Origin of the sequence: Halomonas chromatireducens (genome assembly GCF_001545155.1) — a bacterium.
GTDB classification, from domain to species: Bacteria; Pseudomonadota; Gammaproteobacteria; order Pseudomonadales; family Halomonadaceae; genus Halomonas; species Halomonas chromatireducens.
In genome coordinates this window covers 2,049,815-2,066,572 of sequence record NZ_CP014226.1, presented here as the reverse complement: position 1 = coordinate 2,066,572, position 16,758 = coordinate 2,049,815, and the positions used below count along the sequence as shown (strand labels likewise).

Sequence of the window (16,758 nt, the reverse complement as noted above, 5' to 3'; positions counted from 1 at the left end):
CTGGAGGCGCCGCTATTCAGCGTCTTCCTCCTCCTGATCGTTGAGATCGTCCTGCTCCGCCTCTGCAGCAGGTCGACCTCCGGGGAATTCGGGTCTTGGATGCAGGTAAGTCTCGGCGACATCGATCAGCGCGATATCCATCAGGAATCGGCGTCCCAGCAGTACGGGAAAGTTGAGATGGGTGCGGTCATTCAAGGTGAACTCAACCGGCTCGCGAATCGACCCCAGGGTCATCAGCAGGCTGACAACGGGACGCGATTCGCTGCCGGCGGCCTGCACGATGCGTACGCGCCGCTCGACAGGCGCCTCGATCCATTCGTTGCGGACCTTGTCGACCACGATATCGTCATCAGTGATGCCCAATCTGAAACGCACCCAATCTTCGCCATCGCGTTCGAAACGGGTGATGTCCTTGGCTGAAAGAGAGGACGTATTGGCACCGGAATCGACACGAGCCCTAAGATAAGTGCCTATGTCGGGCAAGCCAATCCACTCGGCGCGTCCTACAAGTGCCTTGTCGTCAAGCGATGCATTGGTGTCTTCGTTGCATTCCGCCATGACGATGACGGGTTCATCGCCGCGCTGGTGCTGCCAGACGAAGTTCAGCGAGCAGGGCAGGCGAACCCCTTCGACCACCACCAGGCCACGCTCCTGGCGCTCGGCCATGGCCAGGGCATCGCGGGCGAGACTGAGCCCCACGCCGGCGCGCACCAGGTCCAGCATGCAGGCCTCCTGATCCACCTGGGCCACGCCATTGGGGGCAAGCCCCTGGGGTTGCAGCACACCCTGCAGCAGCCGGTGATGGACGGATTCCTGCGGGGTCACGATCCACGGCAGGGCGGCCAGGCTCGGCCAGTCGGTGCGGGTAAGTCGCCCGCTCCAGCCGGCGGGGGCGATCACGTGGTAGTGAAACTGTGTCAGTTCCCGGTGCGCCACATCCTGCGAATCGTCTCCCGGCCCCTCGCCCGATGGCGCCAGATAGAACCCCACATCCAGCTCGCCGCGCCGGATCCATTTCAATACGCTGCCGCTCATGCCGTGCTGTAGTTCTGTCTCAAGCTGGGGTGCGCGACCCACCAGCCGGTGCAGGAAGGCACCCAGCCGGATGAACTCCGGGTCGACGATAGTGCCGATCTTCAGCCGTCCGCGCAGCGTGCTGTGGAGTGCTTGGGCGCTCTGTTCGAAGGCGGCCATGGCCGCCAGGGTCCTTTCGGCGGCGGGCAGCAGGGCGTAGCCATCGGCGGTCAGCTTCAAGCCCTGGGGGCGGCGTTGGAATAGGGCCAGCCCGAGGCTTTCCTGCAGTTGCTTGAGCTTGAGGCTGACCGCCGGCTGGGTCAGGTGGAGCTTTTCGGCGGCGCGGGACACGCTGCCTTCCCGTGCCACGGTGATGAAGGCGCGGAGGGTTTGCAGGTCCTGCATGGCGCGCTCCAGGGAGAAGAAGGGAGGGGCGGGGGGGAGGGGTCTCCCCTGTATTATAAGAAAAGCTTATATCCTGGTTAGGAATTACTCAATTGATTGCCACGAGTAGCGCGTTACTCTGGTAGCTAGCACAGATTTCCTGGCAGAACGCATCGAACTGAGGCAACCATTATGACAACGACCAATATCGATCACTATATCGACGGCCAGCGTATCGCGGCCGAGGCCCCCCAGCGCCGGGCGGTGACCAACCCCGCCAGCGGCCAGGTGACCGGTCAGGTGGCCCTGGCCGGTTCGGCCGACGTCGACCGCGCCGCGGCAGGGGCGAAGGCCGCCTTCCCGAGCTGGGCCGATACCCCGCCGATTCGCCGCGCCCGGGTGATGTTCCGTTTCCTGGAGCTGCTCAACGCCCACAAGGATGAGCTGGCCCAGGCCATCACCGCCGAGCACGGCAAGGTATTCACCGACGCCCAAGGCGAGGTGGCTCGCGGCATCGATATCGTCGAATTCGCCTGCGGCATCCCGCAGCTGCTCAAGGGCGATTACACCGAGCAGGTCAGCACCGGCATCGACAACTGGACGATGCGCCAGCCGCTGGGCGTGGTGGCGGGCATTACTCCCTTCAACTTCCCGGTGATGGTACCGATGTGGATGTTCCCGCTGGCCATCGCCGCCGGCAACACCTTCATCCTCAAGCCGAGCCCCCTCGACCCCAGCCCCTCGCTGTTGATCGCCGACCTTCTCAAGCAGGCGGGCCTGCCCGATGGCGTGTTCAACGTGGTCCAGGGCGACAAGGCCTCGGTCGAGGCGCTGATCGAACACCCAGACGTCAAGGCGCTCTCCTTCGTCGGTTCCACCCCCATCGCCAACCTGATCTACGAGCGGGGTGCGCATCACGGCAAGCGTGTCCAGGCCCTGGGCGGCGCCAAGAACCACATGGTGGTGATGCCCGATGCCGATCTGGACAAGGCCGTCGACGCCCTGATCGGTGCCGCCTACGGCAGCGCCGGCGAGCGCTGCATGGCGATCAGCGTGGCGGTGCTGGTGGGCGACGTGGCCGATCAGATCGTGCCGCGCCTGGCCGAGCGGGCGAAGTCGCTCAAGGTCAAGAACGGCATGGAGCTCGATGCCGAGATGGGGCCCATCGTCACCGCTCAGGCACACCAGCGCATCACCGGCTATATCGACAAGGGCGTGGAAGAGGGTGCCGAACTGGTGGTCGACGGCCGTGACTTCGATAGCGCCACGACCGGCGAGGGCTGCGCCGAGGGTTTCTGGATGGGCGGCTCGCTGTTCGATCACGTCACCCCGGAGATGACCATCTACCGCGAGGAAATCTTCGGTCCGGTGCTGGCCTGCGTGCGGGTGCCCGATATCGCCACGGCAATCCAGCTGATCAACGACCACGAGTTCGGCAACGGCGTGAGCTGCTTCACCGAAAGCGGCAGCGTGGCGCGCGAATTTGGTCGCCGCATTCAGGTGGGCATGGTGGGCATCAACGTACCGATCCCGGTACCCATGGCCTGGCACGGCTTCGGCGGCTGGAAGCGCTCCATGTTCGGCGATACGCACGCCTACGGCGAAGAGGGCGTGCGCTTCTACACCAAGCAGAAGTCGATCATGCAGCGCTGGTCGGACTCGATCAACGCCGGCGCCGAGTTCGCCATGCCGACCCATAAGTAGTCCCTGCCGACTAGGCTTCAGCATGGGCAAAGACGCTAGTGAGAGGCGCCGAGGGGAGACCGAAGAGGAGGTCATTTGCCAGGGATGGCAAATGTAGCGCCCAGGGATGGGTTCACAGCGCCTCATCGACGGTCCGGCGATCCGGGGTCTTCCCCTCGGAGCAGCCTCGAACGGGCATCAACTGCCGTACTACAAGAGACGCTTTGCTGTTGGCCTAGATTGCCGGCGGCATGTCGAGAGAGAGCACGTCATGGCAGAGCAGGAATTCGACTATATCGTGGTAGGCGCCGGCACCGCCGGCTGCCTGCTGGCCAACCGCCTGAGTGCAGACCCGAATAACCGGGTGCTGCTGATCGAGGCCGGGGGGCGCGACAACTATCACTGGGTGCACATCCCGGTGGGCTACCTCTACTGCATCAACAATCCGCGCACCGACTGGTGCTTTCGCACCGAGCCCGACAAGGGGCTCAACGGCCGTTCGCTTATCTTTCCCCGGGGCAAGACCCTGGGCGGCTGCTCCAGCATCAACGGCATGCTCTACATGCGCGGCCAGGCCCGGGACTACGACGGCTGGGCCGAGCTGGTGGGCGATGACGCCTGGCGCTGGGAGAACTGCCTGCCGGACTTCATGAAGCACGAGCACCACTACCGCCTCGACGAGGGCGGCGATGCGGACGCCGCACACCGCGACTACCACGGCCATGGCGGCGAATGGCGGGTGGAGAAGCAGCGCCTCAAGTGGGAGGTGCTGGATGACTTCGCCGAGGCGGCGGTGCAGGCCGGCATCCCCCGTACCCGCGACTTCAACCGCGGCGACAACGAGGGGGTCGACTACTTCGAGGTCAATCAGCGTAGCGGCTGGCGCTGGAACGCGGCCAAGGCCTTCCTGCGACCGACGTGCGTGAAGCGCGATAACTTCGTCCTCTGGCACTCCACCCAGGTACACCGACTGCTGTTCGAGAGTGGCAGCGAGGGCAAGCCTCGTGCTACCGGCGTCGAGCTCGAGCGCGACGGCGTCATCAGCCAGGTTAGGGCGACCCGTGAAGTGATCCTGGCCGCCGGCGCCATCGGCTCGCCGCAGCTCTTGCAGCTCTCTGGCGTCGGGCCGGCGTCTCTGCTGGCCGAGCACGACATTCCCCTGGTACACGAGCTGCCCGGCGTGGGGGAGAACCTGCAGGACCACCTGCAGATCCGCTCTGTCTACAAGGTCACGGGGGCCAAGACGCTCAATACCCTGGCCGCCTCCTGGATGGGCAAGGCAAAGATCGGCATGGAGTATGTGCTCAAGCGTACCGGCCCCATGAGCATGGCGCCTTCCCAGCTCTGCGCCTTCACCCGCAGCAGCGACGAGTACGAGCACCCCAATATTGAATACCACGTCCAGCCGCTGAGCCTGGAAGCCTTCGGCCAGCCGCTGCACGACTATCCGGCGATCACGGCCAGCGTGTGCAACCTCAATCCCACCAGTCGCGGCAGCGTGCGCATCAAGAGCCGTGACCCGCGCCAGGCGCCGGCCATCGCGCCCAACTACCTGAGCACCGAGGAGGATCGCAAGGTGGCGGCGGACTCGCTGCGGGTCACCCGCCGCATTGCCGAGCAGCCGGCCTTCGCCAAGTATCGTCCCGAGGAGGTCAAGCCCGGGCTCGAGTATCAGACAGACGACGAGCTGGCACGGCTGGCGGGCGATATCGGCACCACCATCTTCCATCCGGTGGGCACGGCGAAGATGGGGCGCGACGACGACCCCACGGCGGTGGTGGACTCGCACCTGCGGGTGCGCGGCGTCGAGGGGCTGCGGGTGGTGGATGCCAGCATCATGCCGACCATCACCAGTGGCAATACCAACTCCCCGACCCTGATGATTGCCGAGAAGGCGGCAGGCTGGATCCTGGCGGAGCGGTCGTAATACGACCGCGCCGTGCCCAGGCCCAGTACGGGCCGGTGCGGTCCGTCAAGGAGGTGTTGTGTTTGGTCGCTTTTGAGGCTTTTCGATGAAATAGTGTTTGACGTGGGCCTGCCAAAGGCGCATTCTTGGCGCCAGTTGGTTAGCAAGTGGAACATCGCAAGTGGTCATCGAAGGCTCATGGCGTCGATCTCCCGGTGAAAGTTTCTTGTCTTACCCAGCATAACTCGGGTATTTCCCGGTAACATCTAACGCTATTCGAGGAATTCGATAATGGCTACTGGTACAGTTAAGTGGTTCAACGACACTAAAGGTTTTGGCTTCATTTCTCCGGACGAAGGCGGTGACGACCTGTTCGCCCACTTCTCCGAGATCCAGGTTGACGGCTTCAAGACCCTGCAAGACGGCCAGAAGGTTTCCTTCGACGTCACCCAGGGCAAGAAAGGCCTTCAGGCTTCCAACATCAAGTCCGTCGACTAATCGATTGACATGATGTGCGCTACCGCGAGGTAGCACAGGTTAGGGCTCGCTCAGGCGAGCCCTTTCTGCATTCGGCATTTGTGAATTAGCATTTGACGTCTGCAGGCGCAGGAGCCAAGCTAGGCTCAGTTGGTAGCAAGACGAACATCGCAAGTGGTCATCGAAGGCTCATGGCATCGATTTCCCGGTGAACAGTTTCTTGTCTTACCCACTGCAACTCGGGTATTTCCCGGTAAATCACAATGCTATTCGAGGACATTCGACAATGGCTACTGGTACTGTCAAGTGGTTCAACGACACCAAGGGCTTCGGCTTCATCTCTCCGGACGACAACGGCGACGATCTGTTCGCCCACTTCTCCGAGATCCAGGCTGACGGCTTCAAGACCCTGCAAGACGGCCAGAAGGTTTCCTTCGACGTCACCCAGGGCAAGAAAGGCCTCCAGGCTTCCAACATCAAGGTCGTCGACTGAGTCTTCACCGACCCGGTTTGATCTGATGTGCGCTGCCTCAGGCAGTGCTGAGCAGGGTCCGCGAAAGCGGACCCTGCTTTTTGAGAGGGTATACCAAATCATTATATTCGATTAACGAATAGATAAATCTCCACAAATATCTTTATGGAATAAGTGTCGTTAGGCACAATGGGGCCTTAATTTCCGACGGAACTACCCCATGCCCTTCGACGCCTGGATCGCACTCAGTGTTGTCATCGCGGTCTTCCCGCTGATGGCCTTGACGCGGATCGGGCCTGACATGGTGCTGCTTGGCGCCCTGGTTCTGCTGCTGACGCTGGGGGTCATCGATAGCGGTGATGCGCTGGCCGGCTTTTCCAACAGCGGCCTGTTCACCGTGGCCTTTCTCTATGTGCTGGTGGCGAGCATTCGCGACACCGGCGGCATCGATCTGATCATTCGCTTCGTGCTGGGGCGCCCGCGAACCCCGGGCGGTGCGCGCGTGCGGCTCCTGATACCTGTCGCGGCGCTCAGCGGCTTTCTCAACAACACGCCGGTGGTGGCCCCCTATACCCCCGCCGTGCTCAGCTGGAGTCGGCGCCTGAGGATACCCGCGCACCGACTGCTGATGCCGCTCAGCTTTGCCTCGATCCTGGGCGGTACCATTACCCTGTTCGGCACCAGTACCAACCTGGTGGTACACGGCCTGCTGGTAGAGCGCTACCCGGACTTGGCCATGGGGCTATTCGATATCGCCCTGGTTGGCATCCCTGTTGCCGCAGTTGGCCTGATCTATCTGCTCTTCATTGGGCACCGCCTGCTGCCCCAGCGCCGTGATGCGACCCAGGCCTTCGAGAACCCCCGGGAATACACCATCGAGATGGAGGTGGAGCCTGGCGGCCCTCTGGTCGAAAAGACGGTGGAGGAGGCTGGCCTGCGGCACCTGCAGGAGCTGTTCCTGGTGGAGATCGAGCGTGGTGGCAATATCGTCAGCGTGGTGGGGCCGGGGGAGCGGCTCAAGGCCGGCGACCGGCTGGTCTTCGCCGGGACCTCGGCGGCGGCAGTAGAGTTGCAGCAGATTCGCGGGCTGGTGCCGTCGCTCCATGGTGATTCCAGCCTGGAGAAGGATTTCAAGGAGCGCAGGCTGGTCGAGGCGGTGGTTTCCGACCAGTGCCAGTTCGTGGGACAACGCATACGCGATGGCCACTTCCGTACGCTATACGGGGCTGCCGTGCTGGCCGTATGCCGCGGCGGTGAGCGGGTCGCCGGCAACCTGGGGCAGGTGCGCCTGCAGCCCTCCGACGTCTTGCTGCTGGAGGCACGCCCTCCGTTCATCGAGCGCCACCGTCAGTCCCGGGACTTCCTGTTGATCAGCCAGCTCAATGGCGCAGCGCGCCCGGTGCATGAGAAGGCCTGGCTGGCCTGGAGCATCCTGCTTGGAGTGGTGGGGCTTGCCACCTTCGGCGTGATGAGCATGATGAACGCCGCCATGCTGGGTGCCCTGCTGGTGCTGGTCACCGGATGCTGCTCGGTGGGAGCGGCCAAGCGGGGCCTGGACACCCAGGTACTGCTGACCATTGCCGCCTCCTTCGGCCTCGGGGCGGCACTGGAGAGTTCCGGTGCCGCCGGCATACTGGCAGGCATGGCACTGGAGCTCGCCGGTGGCAACCCCTGGCTGCTACTGCTCGGTACCTATGTGCTGGTGGCGCTGCTTACGGAACTGGTGACCAACAACGCTGCGGCTGTCATCGTCTTTCCCGTGGTCATGGCCAGCGCCGAAAGCCTGGGGGTGAGTCCCATGCCCTACGTGGTGGCAGTCATGTTCGCCGCCTCGGCGAGCTTCCTCACCCCCATCGGCTACCAGACCAACCTGATGGTTTACGGACCCGGTGGCTACCGTTTCGGCGATTACCTCCGCGTGGGCGGGCTGCTCAACCTGCTGGTGGCGGCCACGGCGCTGACGCTGATCCCCCTGTTCTGGGGCTTTTGAGCGGTGCTTGCTCGCGGTGAACCCGGCTTTACGATAGGGTGTCGCTTTTCGCCCATTCCTTAGATTGGAACCAAGCTCATGAGTAGCCACGATGAACTGATCATCGAGCCGAAGAGCGGCAAGCCCGCCGATGCCTGCGTCTTCATCCTTCACGGCCTGGGCGCCGACGGCCACGACTTCGAACCGCTGGTCCCGGCGTTGCCGCTGCCGGCCGATGCCAACGTTCGCTTCATCCTGCCCCATGCGCCGCGCCTCCCGGTAACCATCAATGGCGGCATGGTCATGCCGGCCTGGTACGACATCCTGGAGATGAGTCTCGATCGCCGCGTCGACGAGAAGCAGCTGGTGGCCTCCGCCGAGCGCATCCAGGAATTGATCAGGGAGCAGATCGGCCACGGCATCGACAGCCGGCGGATCATTCTGGCCGGCTTCTCCCAAGGGGGCGCGGTGGCCTATCACGCGGCGCTCTCGTTCCCCGAGCCATTGGGCGGCCTGCTGGCGCTCTCCACCTATTTCGCCACCGCCGACAGCGTCCCCCTGGCCGAGGCCAACCGTGACCTGCCGGCGGAAGTACACCACGGCTCCTTCGATCCGGTGGTACCCGAGCAGCTGGGCAAGGCGGGCTACGAGAAGCTGCTGTCGCTGGGCCACCCGGCGAACTATCGCAGCTATCCCATGGCCCATGCGGTCTGCCCCCAGCAGATCGGCGATATCGGCAAGTGGCTGAGCCAGCGGCTGGCCCGTTAGGGTCGGCGCGCAGACCCAGGGCGGAAATCACATGAAACGGGTTGCACCAGGGGCGTCCCTGCACGCCTGCCTGCGCAGCAGTCGACCCAACTTCCTGGTGCTGGCTCCCCTGTGCGCCGGCCTGGCGGTTACCGCAGCCTGGTTCGACGGCCATTCGCCGGCGGGGCTCGATATCCTGCTGGTCATGATCGCGGCGCTCCTGGCCCATGCCGCTGTCAATCTGTTCAACGAACATCATGATTACCGTAGCGGGCTGGACAGTCTCACCACCCGGACGCCGTTTTCGGGGGGAAGCGGCTCGCTGCCGGAGAATCCCGCGGCCGCCGGTGCCGTGCGGGTGGCCGCCTGGGCCTGCCTGGCCGGCTTAGTGGCGATCGGTGCAGGCTTCCTGTGGGAGGTGGGAGCGGTGATGCTGCCCTACGGGCTGCTGGGCCTGCTGCTGGTCGTCGCCTATACCGGCTGGCTGACCCGGCGGCCCTGGCTCTGCCTGATGGCGCCGGGAGCAGGCTTCGGCATCCTGATGGTGGCGGGCGCCTACCAGGCGCTCACCGGAACGCTTTCGCTTACGGTGCTGACGGCCTCGCTGGTTCCGACGCTGCTCGTCAGCGCGCTGCTGCTGGTCAACCAGCTTCCCGATATCGAGCCCGACCGGCGCGTGGGACGCGATCACCTGGCCATCCGACTAGGGGCCCTTCGTGCGGCCCGGCTCTCGGCGGCCTTGGTGCTTGCCGCCTTCGCCGTCATTCCGCTGGCCTGGCTCACCGGTGCGCTGCCCGCCGGGGCCTGGCTGATGTGGCTGGTCATTCCAGCTGCCGTCTGGTTGGCCCGTGGGCTCTGGTGTCTGCCGGCCGATGTGGAGCGGGGCGTGCTTGAGCCGCTGCTTCCGTTGATGGGCCTCAAGGTCGGGGTATTGCTGGGAAGCTTGATCCTGCTCAATGCGGGACTATTGCTGGCCGCCTGAGGCCCGTTTCATCCAAGGTCTGCCTCGACAGCCATGGCCGGGCTGGGCAAGATGAGCGGATACTTCGGATGCCGTCAGGATTACGCCATGAGCACTTCCCCCTTTGCCAATCTTCCCGACTCCCAGGGCTACTTCGGCCGTTTCGGCGGCCAGCTCATTCCGCCCGAACTGAAGCGGGTCATGGACGAGATCGATGCCGCCTATGAAGAGATCCGCGTGCGCGAGGATTTTCAGCAGGAGCTTGCCGAGCTCTTCTCTGACTATGTCGGCCGGCCCAGCCCGATCTTCCATGCCCGTCGGCTCTCCGAGAAGCTCGGTGGGGCGCAGATCCACCTCAAGCGCGAAGACCTCAACCATACCGGCGCTCACAAGATCAATCACTGCCTGGGCGAGGCCCTGCTGGCCAAGTTCATGGGCAAGACCAAGGTGATCGCCGAGACCGGTGCCGGCCAGCATGGCGTGGCCCTGGCCACGGCATGCGCCCTGGTGGGGATCCCCTGCGAGATTCACATGGGGCAGGTGGATATCGAGAAGGAGCACCCCAACGTCACCAAGATGAAGATCCTGGGCTGCAAGCTGGTGCCGGTGACCCGCGGCACCGCGACGCTGAAGGATGCCGTCGACAGCGCCTTCGAGGAGTACCTCAAGGATCCCCAGAACTATATCTATGCCATCGGCTCGGTGGTGGGGCCGCACCCGTTTCCCAAGATGGTCCGTGACTTCCAGTCGGTAATCGGCCGCGAGGCGCGCGAGCAGTTCCTGGCGCGCCACGGCCGCCTTCCCGACCACGTCACCGCCTGTGTCGGCGGCGGCTCCAACGCCATCGGCATGTTCCCCGCCTTTCTCGAAGACGAGTCGGTGCATCTGGTGGGTGTTGAGCCCGCCGGCGAGGGACTCGACACCCAGCGCCACTCCGCCACCCTGACCCTGGGCAAGCCCGGCGAGATCCACGGCATGGCCTGCTACGTGCTGGAGGACGAGGCGGGCAACCCGATGCCGGTTCACTCCATTGCATCCGGCCTCGACTATCCTGGCGTCGGTCCGCAGCACAGCCACCTGAAGGAGCTGGGTCGGGTCGACTACGAGACGGCCAGTGACGATGAGTGCCTGGAAGCCTTCCTGACACTGTCGCGCGTGGAGGGGATCATCCCGGCGCTGGAGAGTGCCCATGCGGTGGCCTGGGCGATGCGGGTAGCCCCCACGCTGCCCAAGGGTGAACATATCCTGATCAACCTCTCCGGCCGGGGTGACAAGGACGCCGACTACGTTGCGGAAAAACTGGGTCTGTAAGCGATAGCCGGGTAGGAATTGGCCCTTTGGGGTTGAGTCAGGCAGGATAAACCCCAAGGTTTCTTTATTGAAACCTTGGCTTTGACGCCTTTGCAATCAATCACAAGGAGACTGTGACGATGCCCGATCTTTCCGAGGACTTACGCCTGCCCGAGGCCTGCCCCAATTGCGGCAGCCACCTCTACCGCGTGTCGGGAGCTCATAATCCCGACGACAAGGTGGTCTGTGCTTCCTGCAACCACCATCTCTGTTCCTATGAAGAAGCCGCTAAAATGCTCAAGGAGGGCTCAAGCAGCGAAAGCGAAGCCTTGATCGAGAAGGTCGTCAACCGTAACGATAAATAAGGCGTCGCGCTGCCTATGCCCCCACTTGACGATGTGCTGTTGGTAACGCTGCCTGTATTGCTGGCGGCCTTTGTCCTTCTCGATCGCCATCTGGTTCGCGCCTGTTCGCTGTTCGTGCTGTTTGCCCTCGCCGTGGCGCTGGCCTGGTGGAAGCTGGGTTTCCTCTGGCTGGCGCTGCTGGAAACCCTGTTGGGAGCCGCCTTGACGGGCGGCTTCCTGTTCCACGCCCTTGGCGTTGGCCTCGCCGGGAGAACGCCGACGGCTCGGCTGGCCCATGCCAGGGACCCTGTCCCGCTGATCTGGCGGCGGGGGCTCTTCCACCTGTTACCCGTTCTAGCCATCCTTGGCATGCTCGCGACCGCCCTGGGCAGCTTGCCGGCCAGCGATGGCAGCCTGTTGGCGCGCTGGAGCGGGCTGGTGCTGATCGGCCTGGGGCTATGGGCCTTCGCCCTGCATACCCATCTCCTGCGTCGGCTGCTGGCATTCAATGTCACCGGTACCGGTATCTTCCTGCTGTTGATGTCCCTGGTGGGCGAGACGGCGCCCGCCGCGGGCCAGGGGCTGGTGTTTACCGGCCTGGTCGTGGCCTTGCTCGGCACGGCGCTGGGCGCGCTGCTGGTTCGTCGCCTGGGTGCCCTGGTGCCGAGCCGGGAGCCGGCTTCGGCCAGCGGCGGGCAGGCGTCATGATCGAACGCCTGGGCCTGGTGACGACCCAGCTACCCACGACGGGTAGCAGCGTGATGGCGCTGCTGGTCGTCGTTCTGCCATTGCTGCTGGGTGTGCTCGGCGCTGCCTGTCGGCCCAAGCGCAGCTGGCCTGCGGTTCTGGCGTCGCTGCTGGCCCTGCTGCCGCTCTTGACCCTGACGCCGCTGGTCGTGTCCCAGGGCACCCAGGCCTGGGTGCTTGAGCTCGGCGGCCTGATGCTGCATTGGCGTGCCAATGGCCTGACGCTGCTGTTGCTGCTGCTCACCCAGCTGCTGGTGCTGGCAAGCGCCGCCTATGCCCCGGCCTATCTGCGTGTTGCGGTGCAGGCCCAGGGCAGGGGGCCGGCCTGGCTCTGGCCGCTGATGGGGCTGCTGGCGGCTAGCTTGTCGCTGATCTGGCTGGCCGCCGACCTGTTCACGCTCTACATCGGCCTGGAGCTGATGGGGCTGAGCGCGGTGGGCCTCATGCTGCTGCCAGGGCGGGAGGATGCGCTGGCGGCGGGCATGCGCTATCTGCTGCTCGCCCTGATCGGTTCGCTCGCCTTCCTGCTGGGCGTGGCGCTGCTGCTGGGGGCCTGGGGGCGCCTGGACCTGGCGGGGCTGGCCGAGACGGTCGAGGCGGGTCCGGTGCTGTGGGTGGCCATGGCGCTGCTGAGCGCCGGGCTGCTGTTGAAGGCGGCGGCCTTTCCCCTGCATGCCTGGCTGGCGCCGGTGCATGGCTCGGCCTGGACGCCGGTCAGCGCACTGCATGCCGCCCTGGTGATCAAGGCCTCGTTCTTCATCGCACTGCAGCTGTGGCTGGTATTCGCACCCCAGGCAGCTGTGGCGGCCTGGGTGGTGGGTGGCATGGGGGCGGCGGCCGTGGTGTGGGGCGGCCTGCTGGCCTGGCGGGTCGACAAGCTCAAGGACGTGGTGGCCTGGTCCACGGTGTCGCAGCTGGGCTACCTGCTGATCGCCTTCCCGCTGCTTATCGGCACGGCCCCGGCGGTGGCCAGCATCGCCTGGGACGGCGTCTGGCTGCAGCTGCTGGCCCACAGCCTGGCCAAGGCCGCCATGTTCCTGGCCGTCGGCAACCTGATGCTGGCCACCGGCGAGTCGCGGGTGTCGGGCCTGGCCGGTGCCAGCCGGCGCTTCCCGCTGGCGTTGCTGAGCTTCGGGATCGCCGCCATCAGCCTGGTGGGCCTGCCGCCCAGCGCCGGCTTCACCGCCAAGTGGCTGTTGCTCCATGCGGCACTGGCGGCGGGGCAGTGGCCCTGGCTCCTGGTGCTGGCGGTGGGCACCCTGCTCAGCGCCGCCTATGTGTTCCGCGTGTTCCGCTACTCCTTCGTCGAGGATGTGGAGCTGGAGGACTACCGGCCGGTTCCCCTGAGAATGGACCTGATCGCCCTGATCCTGGCCGTTGCCTCGCTAGTGCTGGGCCTGGCGGCGACGTGGCCCCTGGCGCTGCTGGAGATTACGGGAGGTGGGCCATGAGCCAGGCATGGCTGCCGCTGATCACCCTTGCCACCTCTCTGCTGGTGGCGCCGCTGATCCTGCTGCTGCCGGAACGGGCCTGGCGGGCACGGGCGGCGCTCAACCTCTCGGCGGCACTGCTCAAGCTGCTGCTGGTGGGGCTGATGGTGGTGGGGCTCTATCAGGGACGAGAGTTTGCGTTCGGCTTCACCGTGGTGCCAGGGGTCGAGTTCCTGCTCAGGGTCGATGCGTTGGGGATGATGTTTGCCGGTCTATCGTCGCTGCTGTGGTTGGCCACGACGGTCTACGCCATCGGCTACCTGGAGGACTCCCCCAATCGCAAGCGCTTCTTCGCCTTCTTCAGCCTCTGTGTGGCCAGCACCATTGGCATCTCCCTGGCCGGTAATCTATTCACCTTCCTGCTGTTCTATGAGCTGCTGACGCTCTCCACCTACCCGCTGGTGGTGCATCGGGGGCATCCGGCGGGGCTGGCTGCCGGCACCGTCTATCTGCGCTACACACTGACCGGGGGCCTGGTGCTGCTGCTTGGGGTCGTGGGCATGCATGCACTGGTGGGGGACGTCACCTTCGGTGAGCGCGAGATGCTGCGCGACCTGGCCCCGTCGTATCATCCGCTGCTTATCGGGCTGTTCCTGGTAATGCTGCTGGGGCTGGGGGTCAAGGCCGCCCTGGTGCCGCTGCACGGCTGGCTGCCGCGGGCCATGGTGGCACCGGCACCGGTCAGCGCCTTGCTGCATGCGGTGGCGGTGGTCAAGGCGGGCGCCTTCGGCATCGTGCGCCTGGTGTACGACGTCTACGGCATCCAGCTGACCTTCGAGCTTGGGCTGCTCACTGTGCTGACAGTGCTGTCTGTCTTCACCATTCTCTACGGCTCGATCCGTGCCTTGGCGCAGCAGGAACTGAAGCCGCGTCTGGCCTACTCCACCATCAGCCAGGTCTCCTACATCGTGCTTGGCATCAGCCTGTTCGGCCCCTTCGGCACCATTGCCGGGCTGGCCCATCTGATGCACCAGGGCCTGATGAAGGTGACGCTGTTCTACTGCGCCGGGAACTACGCCGAGGAACTGGGCATTCACCGGATTGACGAACTCGACGGGGCGGGACGGCGCATGCCGTTGACCAGCCTGGCCTTCACCGTCGGCGCGCTGGGGATGATCGGCCTGCCGCCAGTGGCCGGCTTCATCAGCAAGTGGTATCTGGGCCTGGGCGCCGTGCAGGCCGGCATGCCCTGGGTCATCGGCGTGCTGGTGGCCAGCAGCCTGCTCAATGCCGCCTACTTCCTGCCGATCCTGCACCGGCTATGGTTTCGTGCCGGGCCAGCACACGGCAAGGGGCAGTGGCCCGAAGAGCGCTGCCTGGGGCGCTTCGAGACCAGCGGTTGGCTGCTGTGGCCGTCCCTGGCTACGGCGCTGTTCAGTCTGCTGGCGGGTCTGCTGGCCGGGCTGCCCTTCAGCCCGCTGGACCTGGCAACGCTCGTGGCCACGGAGGAGTACCTGCCATGACCGCGACGCTGCTGCTGATACTGGCCGTTCTCTGGCCCCTGGTGCTGATGCTGCGAAGCCCGCTGCGGCTGGTGATGGAGCAGGATGCGCTGTGGCGACCGGGCCCCCGGCCGAAGCTGCTGGATGCCTGGTGGGCCTCGGCACCGCTGCCGGCCCTGGTGCTGGCGCTATGGCCGGGTGAGGCGACCCTGCTGCTGGAGGGGTGGCTGCTTGGCGGCGTGTGGCAGCTCGATGAGGCGCGTCGGCCCTGGCTGCTGTTCAGTGCCCTGCTATGGGGGCTGGCCGGGGTCTATGCCCGGGGGTACCTGATTGCCGAGCAGCAGGCCGGCGAAGCGGGAGATGGCGACACCTTTCGCCGCCTGACGGGCCTGGCCATGCTCTGGCCGCTGACCCTTGCCGGCAATCTGCTGCTGTTGCTGGCCGAGGACATTCCCAGCTTCTACCTGGGCTTCGCGGTGATGACCTTCGCCGCCTATGGCCTGGTGGTCCACGCCGATAACCGCGACGCCCACCTTGGGGGGCGGGCCTATCTGATCATGGCCCTGTTCGGCGAGGCGCTGATCCTCGGCGGTTTGCTCTGGGCGGCGGGCAGTGCGGAAACGCTGACCCTTACCGGCCTGCGTGAGAGCATCGCGGTCGCCGAACAGGGTCCCTGGATGGCGGCCATGCTGTGGCTGGGGTTCGGCGTCAAGGCCGGGGTAGTGGGGCTTCATGTCTGGCTGCCGCTGGCCCATCCGGTGGCCCCGACGCCGGCCAGTGCGATACTCAGCGGGGTGATGATCAAGGCGGGCCTGGTGGGCTGGCTCAGCGTACTGCCGCTGGGTGACCCGGCTGCCGGGCTCGAGCCCCTGGGGCGCCTGGTGACGGTGCTGGGCGTGGCGGGGGCACTGGGCGCGGCCCTGTTCGGCATCACTCAGCGCCATCCCAAGGCGGTGCTGGCCTACTCCAGCGTCAGCCAGATGGGCATGCTCACCGCCCTGGTGGGCATCGGCCTGACCGACCCGGCGCTATGGCCGGCGCTGTCGGTGGCGGTAGTGCTGTTCGCCGCTCACCACGGCATGACCAAGGGGGCGCTGTTCCTGGGCATCGGCATCAGCGAACACCCGCCGAGGCTGCCGACCTGGCTGCTGTGGCCGCTGCTGGCGCTGCCGGCGCTCTCGCTGACAGGCGCGCTGGCTTCCGGCCTGGCCAGCAAGTGGGCGTTCAAGAGCGTGCTGTACGAGGGAGGTCATGGCGCCCTGCTCACCTGGCTGAGCCTCGCTGCCGTGGGCACCACGCTACTGATGGCACGGGCGCTATGGCGGCAGTGGCGCGAGCGGGGTCTCCATGCCATACCCTTGCTCGGAGCCATGCCCTTGGCCTGGCTGTTCGCTATCGTGGCCGCCACCAGTTTGCCGCTCTGGCTACCCGTTGCCGGAGGCGTGGTCGACGCCCCGTGGCCACCGCCCGACGAGCTGCCGGGCCTGCTGTGGCCGGCGGGCGCAGGCCTGGCGCTGGCGGGCCTGGGTTTCTACGGGCTTGCGGATATCACCCGGCGACGGCGCGTCGTCTGGCGGCTGATGCCGGGGGATCTCTGGTGGCTCTATGCTGCCCTGACGAGACGCTTCGGCGTCGGCCTGAAGGCGTTCGGCGATGGCCTCGAAACACGTGGCTCACGCCTGCGAGCCCGGCTGGTGGCGCAGGAAAAAAGGGCGATGGCTTGGATCGACGGCCTGACACGCTACGAGCGGCGCTTTCGGCAGTTGGCCGTGCCGCTGATGATCGGGGTGGCGGTGCTGCTGTTGCTGGGGTTCTGGCTGGAGTAGGGCGGT

Annotated in this window: 14 protein-coding genes; 13 read left to right on the top strand and 1 reads right to left on the bottom strand. The window is 65.4% G+C overall.

Annotated features, from left to right (window positions below; genetic code table 11):
* Positions 1–12: 12 nt before the first annotated feature.
* On the bottom strand, positions 13–1,419 hold the full coding sequence (locus tag LOKO_RS18845) for a putative ATP-dependent zinc protease (protein ID WP_083517528.1): 1,407 nt from the start codon (positions 1,417–1,419) through the stop codon (positions 13–15).
* Positions 1,420–1,590: 171 nt separating this feature from the next.
* On the opposite strand from LOKO_RS18845, the gene LOKO_RS09575 reads away from it, so the two are divergent.
* The 13 genes from LOKO_RS09575 (at position 1,591) to LOKO_RS09515 (ending at position 16,752) form a co-directional block, all read left to right on the top strand.
* The gene (locus tag LOKO_RS09575; protein WP_066448244.1) at positions 1,591–3,102 is read left to right on the top strand and encodes a CoA-acylating methylmalonate-semialdehyde dehydrogenase; all 1,512 of its coding nucleotides are present in this window, start codon (positions 1,591–1,593) and stop codon (positions 3,100–3,102) included.
* Positions 3,103–3,352: 250 nt separating this feature from the next.
* A complete protein-coding gene (locus LOKO_RS09570) occupies positions 3,353–5,008 on the top strand; it encodes a GMC family oxidoreductase (protein ID WP_066448241.1) in 1,656 nt (551 codons plus the stop codon).
* A gap of 270 nt (positions 5,009–5,278) precedes the next feature.
* Entirely contained in the window at positions 5,279–5,485 is a 207-nt protein-coding gene (locus tag LOKO_RS09565) for a cold-shock protein (RefSeq protein ID WP_043517745.1), read from the top strand.
* Between the two features lie 265 nt (positions 5,486–5,750).
* Positions 5,751–5,957 (top strand): cold-shock protein, encoded by a 207-nt coding sequence (locus tag LOKO_RS09560; RefSeq protein WP_066448238.1) that lies wholly within the window; start codon positions 5,751–5,753, stop codon positions 5,955–5,957.
* A gap of 199 nt (positions 5,958–6,156) precedes the next feature.
* Positions 6,157–7,926 carry an SLC13 family permease gene (locus tag LOKO_RS09555; RefSeq protein ID WP_066448235.1) on the top strand — a complete coding sequence of 590 codons (1,770 nt, stop codon included), beginning with the start codon at positions 6,157–6,159 and terminating at the stop codon, positions 7,924–7,926.
* A 78-nt stretch (positions 7,927–8,004) separates the two neighbouring features.
* The gene (locus LOKO_RS09550) at positions 8,005–8,673 is read left to right on the top strand and encodes an alpha/beta hydrolase (protein ID WP_066448234.1); all 669 of its coding nucleotides are present in this window, start codon (positions 8,005–8,007) and stop codon (positions 8,671–8,673) included.
* Positions 8,674–8,704: 31 nt separating this feature from the next.
* A complete protein-coding gene (locus LOKO_RS09545; RefSeq protein ID WP_066448231.1) occupies positions 8,705–9,634 on the top strand; it encodes a prenyltransferase in 930 nt (309 codons plus the stop codon).
* A gap of 87 nt (positions 9,635–9,721) precedes the next feature.
* The gene (gene trpB / locus LOKO_RS09540; RefSeq protein ID WP_066448229.1) at positions 9,722–10,924 is read left to right on the top strand and encodes a tryptophan synthase subunit beta; all 1,203 of its coding nucleotides are present in this window, start codon (positions 9,722–9,724) and stop codon (positions 10,922–10,924) included.
* Between the two features lie 119 nt (positions 10,925–11,043).
* Complete coding sequence (locus tag LOKO_RS09535; protein ID WP_066448228.1) at positions 11,044–11,268, top strand: hypothetical protein; 225 nt, start codon at positions 11,044–11,046, stop codon at positions 11,266–11,268.
* 15 nt (positions 11,269–11,283) lie between these two features.
* On the top strand, positions 11,284–11,955 hold the full coding sequence (locus tag LOKO_RS19870; RefSeq protein ID WP_201025307.1) for an NADH-quinone oxidoreductase subunit K: 672 nt from the start codon (positions 11,284–11,286) through the stop codon (positions 11,953–11,955).
* Positions 11,952–13,445, top strand: coding sequence for a complex I subunit 5 family protein (locus LOKO_RS09525; RefSeq protein WP_201025306.1), 1,494 nt, complete (start codon positions 11,952–11,954; stop codon positions 13,443–13,445). The genes LOKO_RS19870 and LOKO_RS09525 overlap by 4 nt, the downstream gene beginning before the upstream one ends.
* Positions 13,442–14,947, top strand: a complete 1,506-nt coding sequence (locus LOKO_RS09520) for a complex I subunit 5 family protein (RefSeq protein ID WP_066448227.1) — start codon at positions 13,442–13,444, stop codon at positions 14,945–14,947. Before LOKO_RS09525 ends, LOKO_RS09520 begins: the two co-directional genes overlap by 4 nt.
* A complete protein-coding gene (locus LOKO_RS09515) occupies positions 14,944–16,752 on the top strand; it encodes a complex I subunit 5 family protein (protein WP_066448225.1) in 1,809 nt (602 codons plus the stop codon). The genes LOKO_RS09520 and LOKO_RS09515 overlap by 4 nt, the downstream gene beginning before the upstream one ends.
* The last annotated feature ends 6 nt before the right edge of the window (positions 16,753–16,758 follow it).

Excerpts from the sequence above, each read along its gene's own strand:
- LOKO_RS18845 (WP_083517528.1), bottom strand. The coding sequence starts at position 1,419 with ATGCAGGACCTGCAAACCCTCCGCGCCTTCATCACCGTGGCACGGGAA.
- LOKO_RS09575 (WP_066448244.1), top strand. The coding sequence starts at position 1,591 with ATGACAACGACCAATATCGATCACTATATCGACGGCCAGCGTATCGCG.
- LOKO_RS09570 (WP_066448241.1), top strand. The coding sequence starts at position 3,353 with ATGGCAGAGCAGGAATTCGACTATATCGTGGTAGGCGCCGGCACCGCC.
- LOKO_RS09565 (WP_043517745.1), top strand. The coding sequence starts at position 5,279 with ATGGCTACTGGTACAGTTAAGTGGTTCAACGACACTAAAGGTTTTGGC.
- LOKO_RS09560 (WP_066448238.1), top strand. The coding sequence starts at position 5,751 with ATGGCTACTGGTACTGTCAAGTGGTTCAACGACACCAAGGGCTTCGGC.
- LOKO_RS09555 (WP_066448235.1), top strand. The coding sequence starts at position 6,157 with ATGCCCTTCGACGCCTGGATCGCACTCAGTGTTGTCATCGCGGTCTTC.
- LOKO_RS09550 (WP_066448234.1), top strand. The coding sequence starts at position 8,005 with ATGAGTAGCCACGATGAACTGATCATCGAGCCGAAGAGCGGCAAGCCC.
- LOKO_RS09545 (WP_066448231.1), top strand. The coding sequence starts at position 8,705 with ATGAAACGGGTTGCACCAGGGGCGTCCCTGCACGCCTGCCTGCGCAGC.
- trpB (WP_066448229.1), top strand. The coding sequence starts at position 9,722 with ATGAGCACTTCCCCCTTTGCCAATCTTCCCGACTCCCAGGGCTACTTC.
- LOKO_RS09535 (WP_066448228.1), top strand. The coding sequence starts at position 11,044 with ATGCCCGATCTTTCCGAGGACTTACGCCTGCCCGAGGCCTGCCCCAAT.
- LOKO_RS19870 (WP_201025307.1), top strand. The coding sequence starts at position 11,284 with ATGCCCCCACTTGACGATGTGCTGTTGGTAACGCTGCCTGTATTGCTG.
- LOKO_RS09525 (WP_201025306.1), top strand. The coding sequence starts at position 11,952 with ATGATCGAACGCCTGGGCCTGGTGACGACCCAGCTACCCACGACGGGT.
- LOKO_RS09520 (WP_066448227.1), top strand. The coding sequence starts at position 13,442 with ATGAGCCAGGCATGGCTGCCGCTGATCACCCTTGCCACCTCTCTGCTG.
- LOKO_RS09515 (WP_066448225.1), top strand. The coding sequence starts at position 14,944 with ATGACCGCGACGCTGCTGCTGATACTGGCCGTTCTCTGGCCCCTGGTG.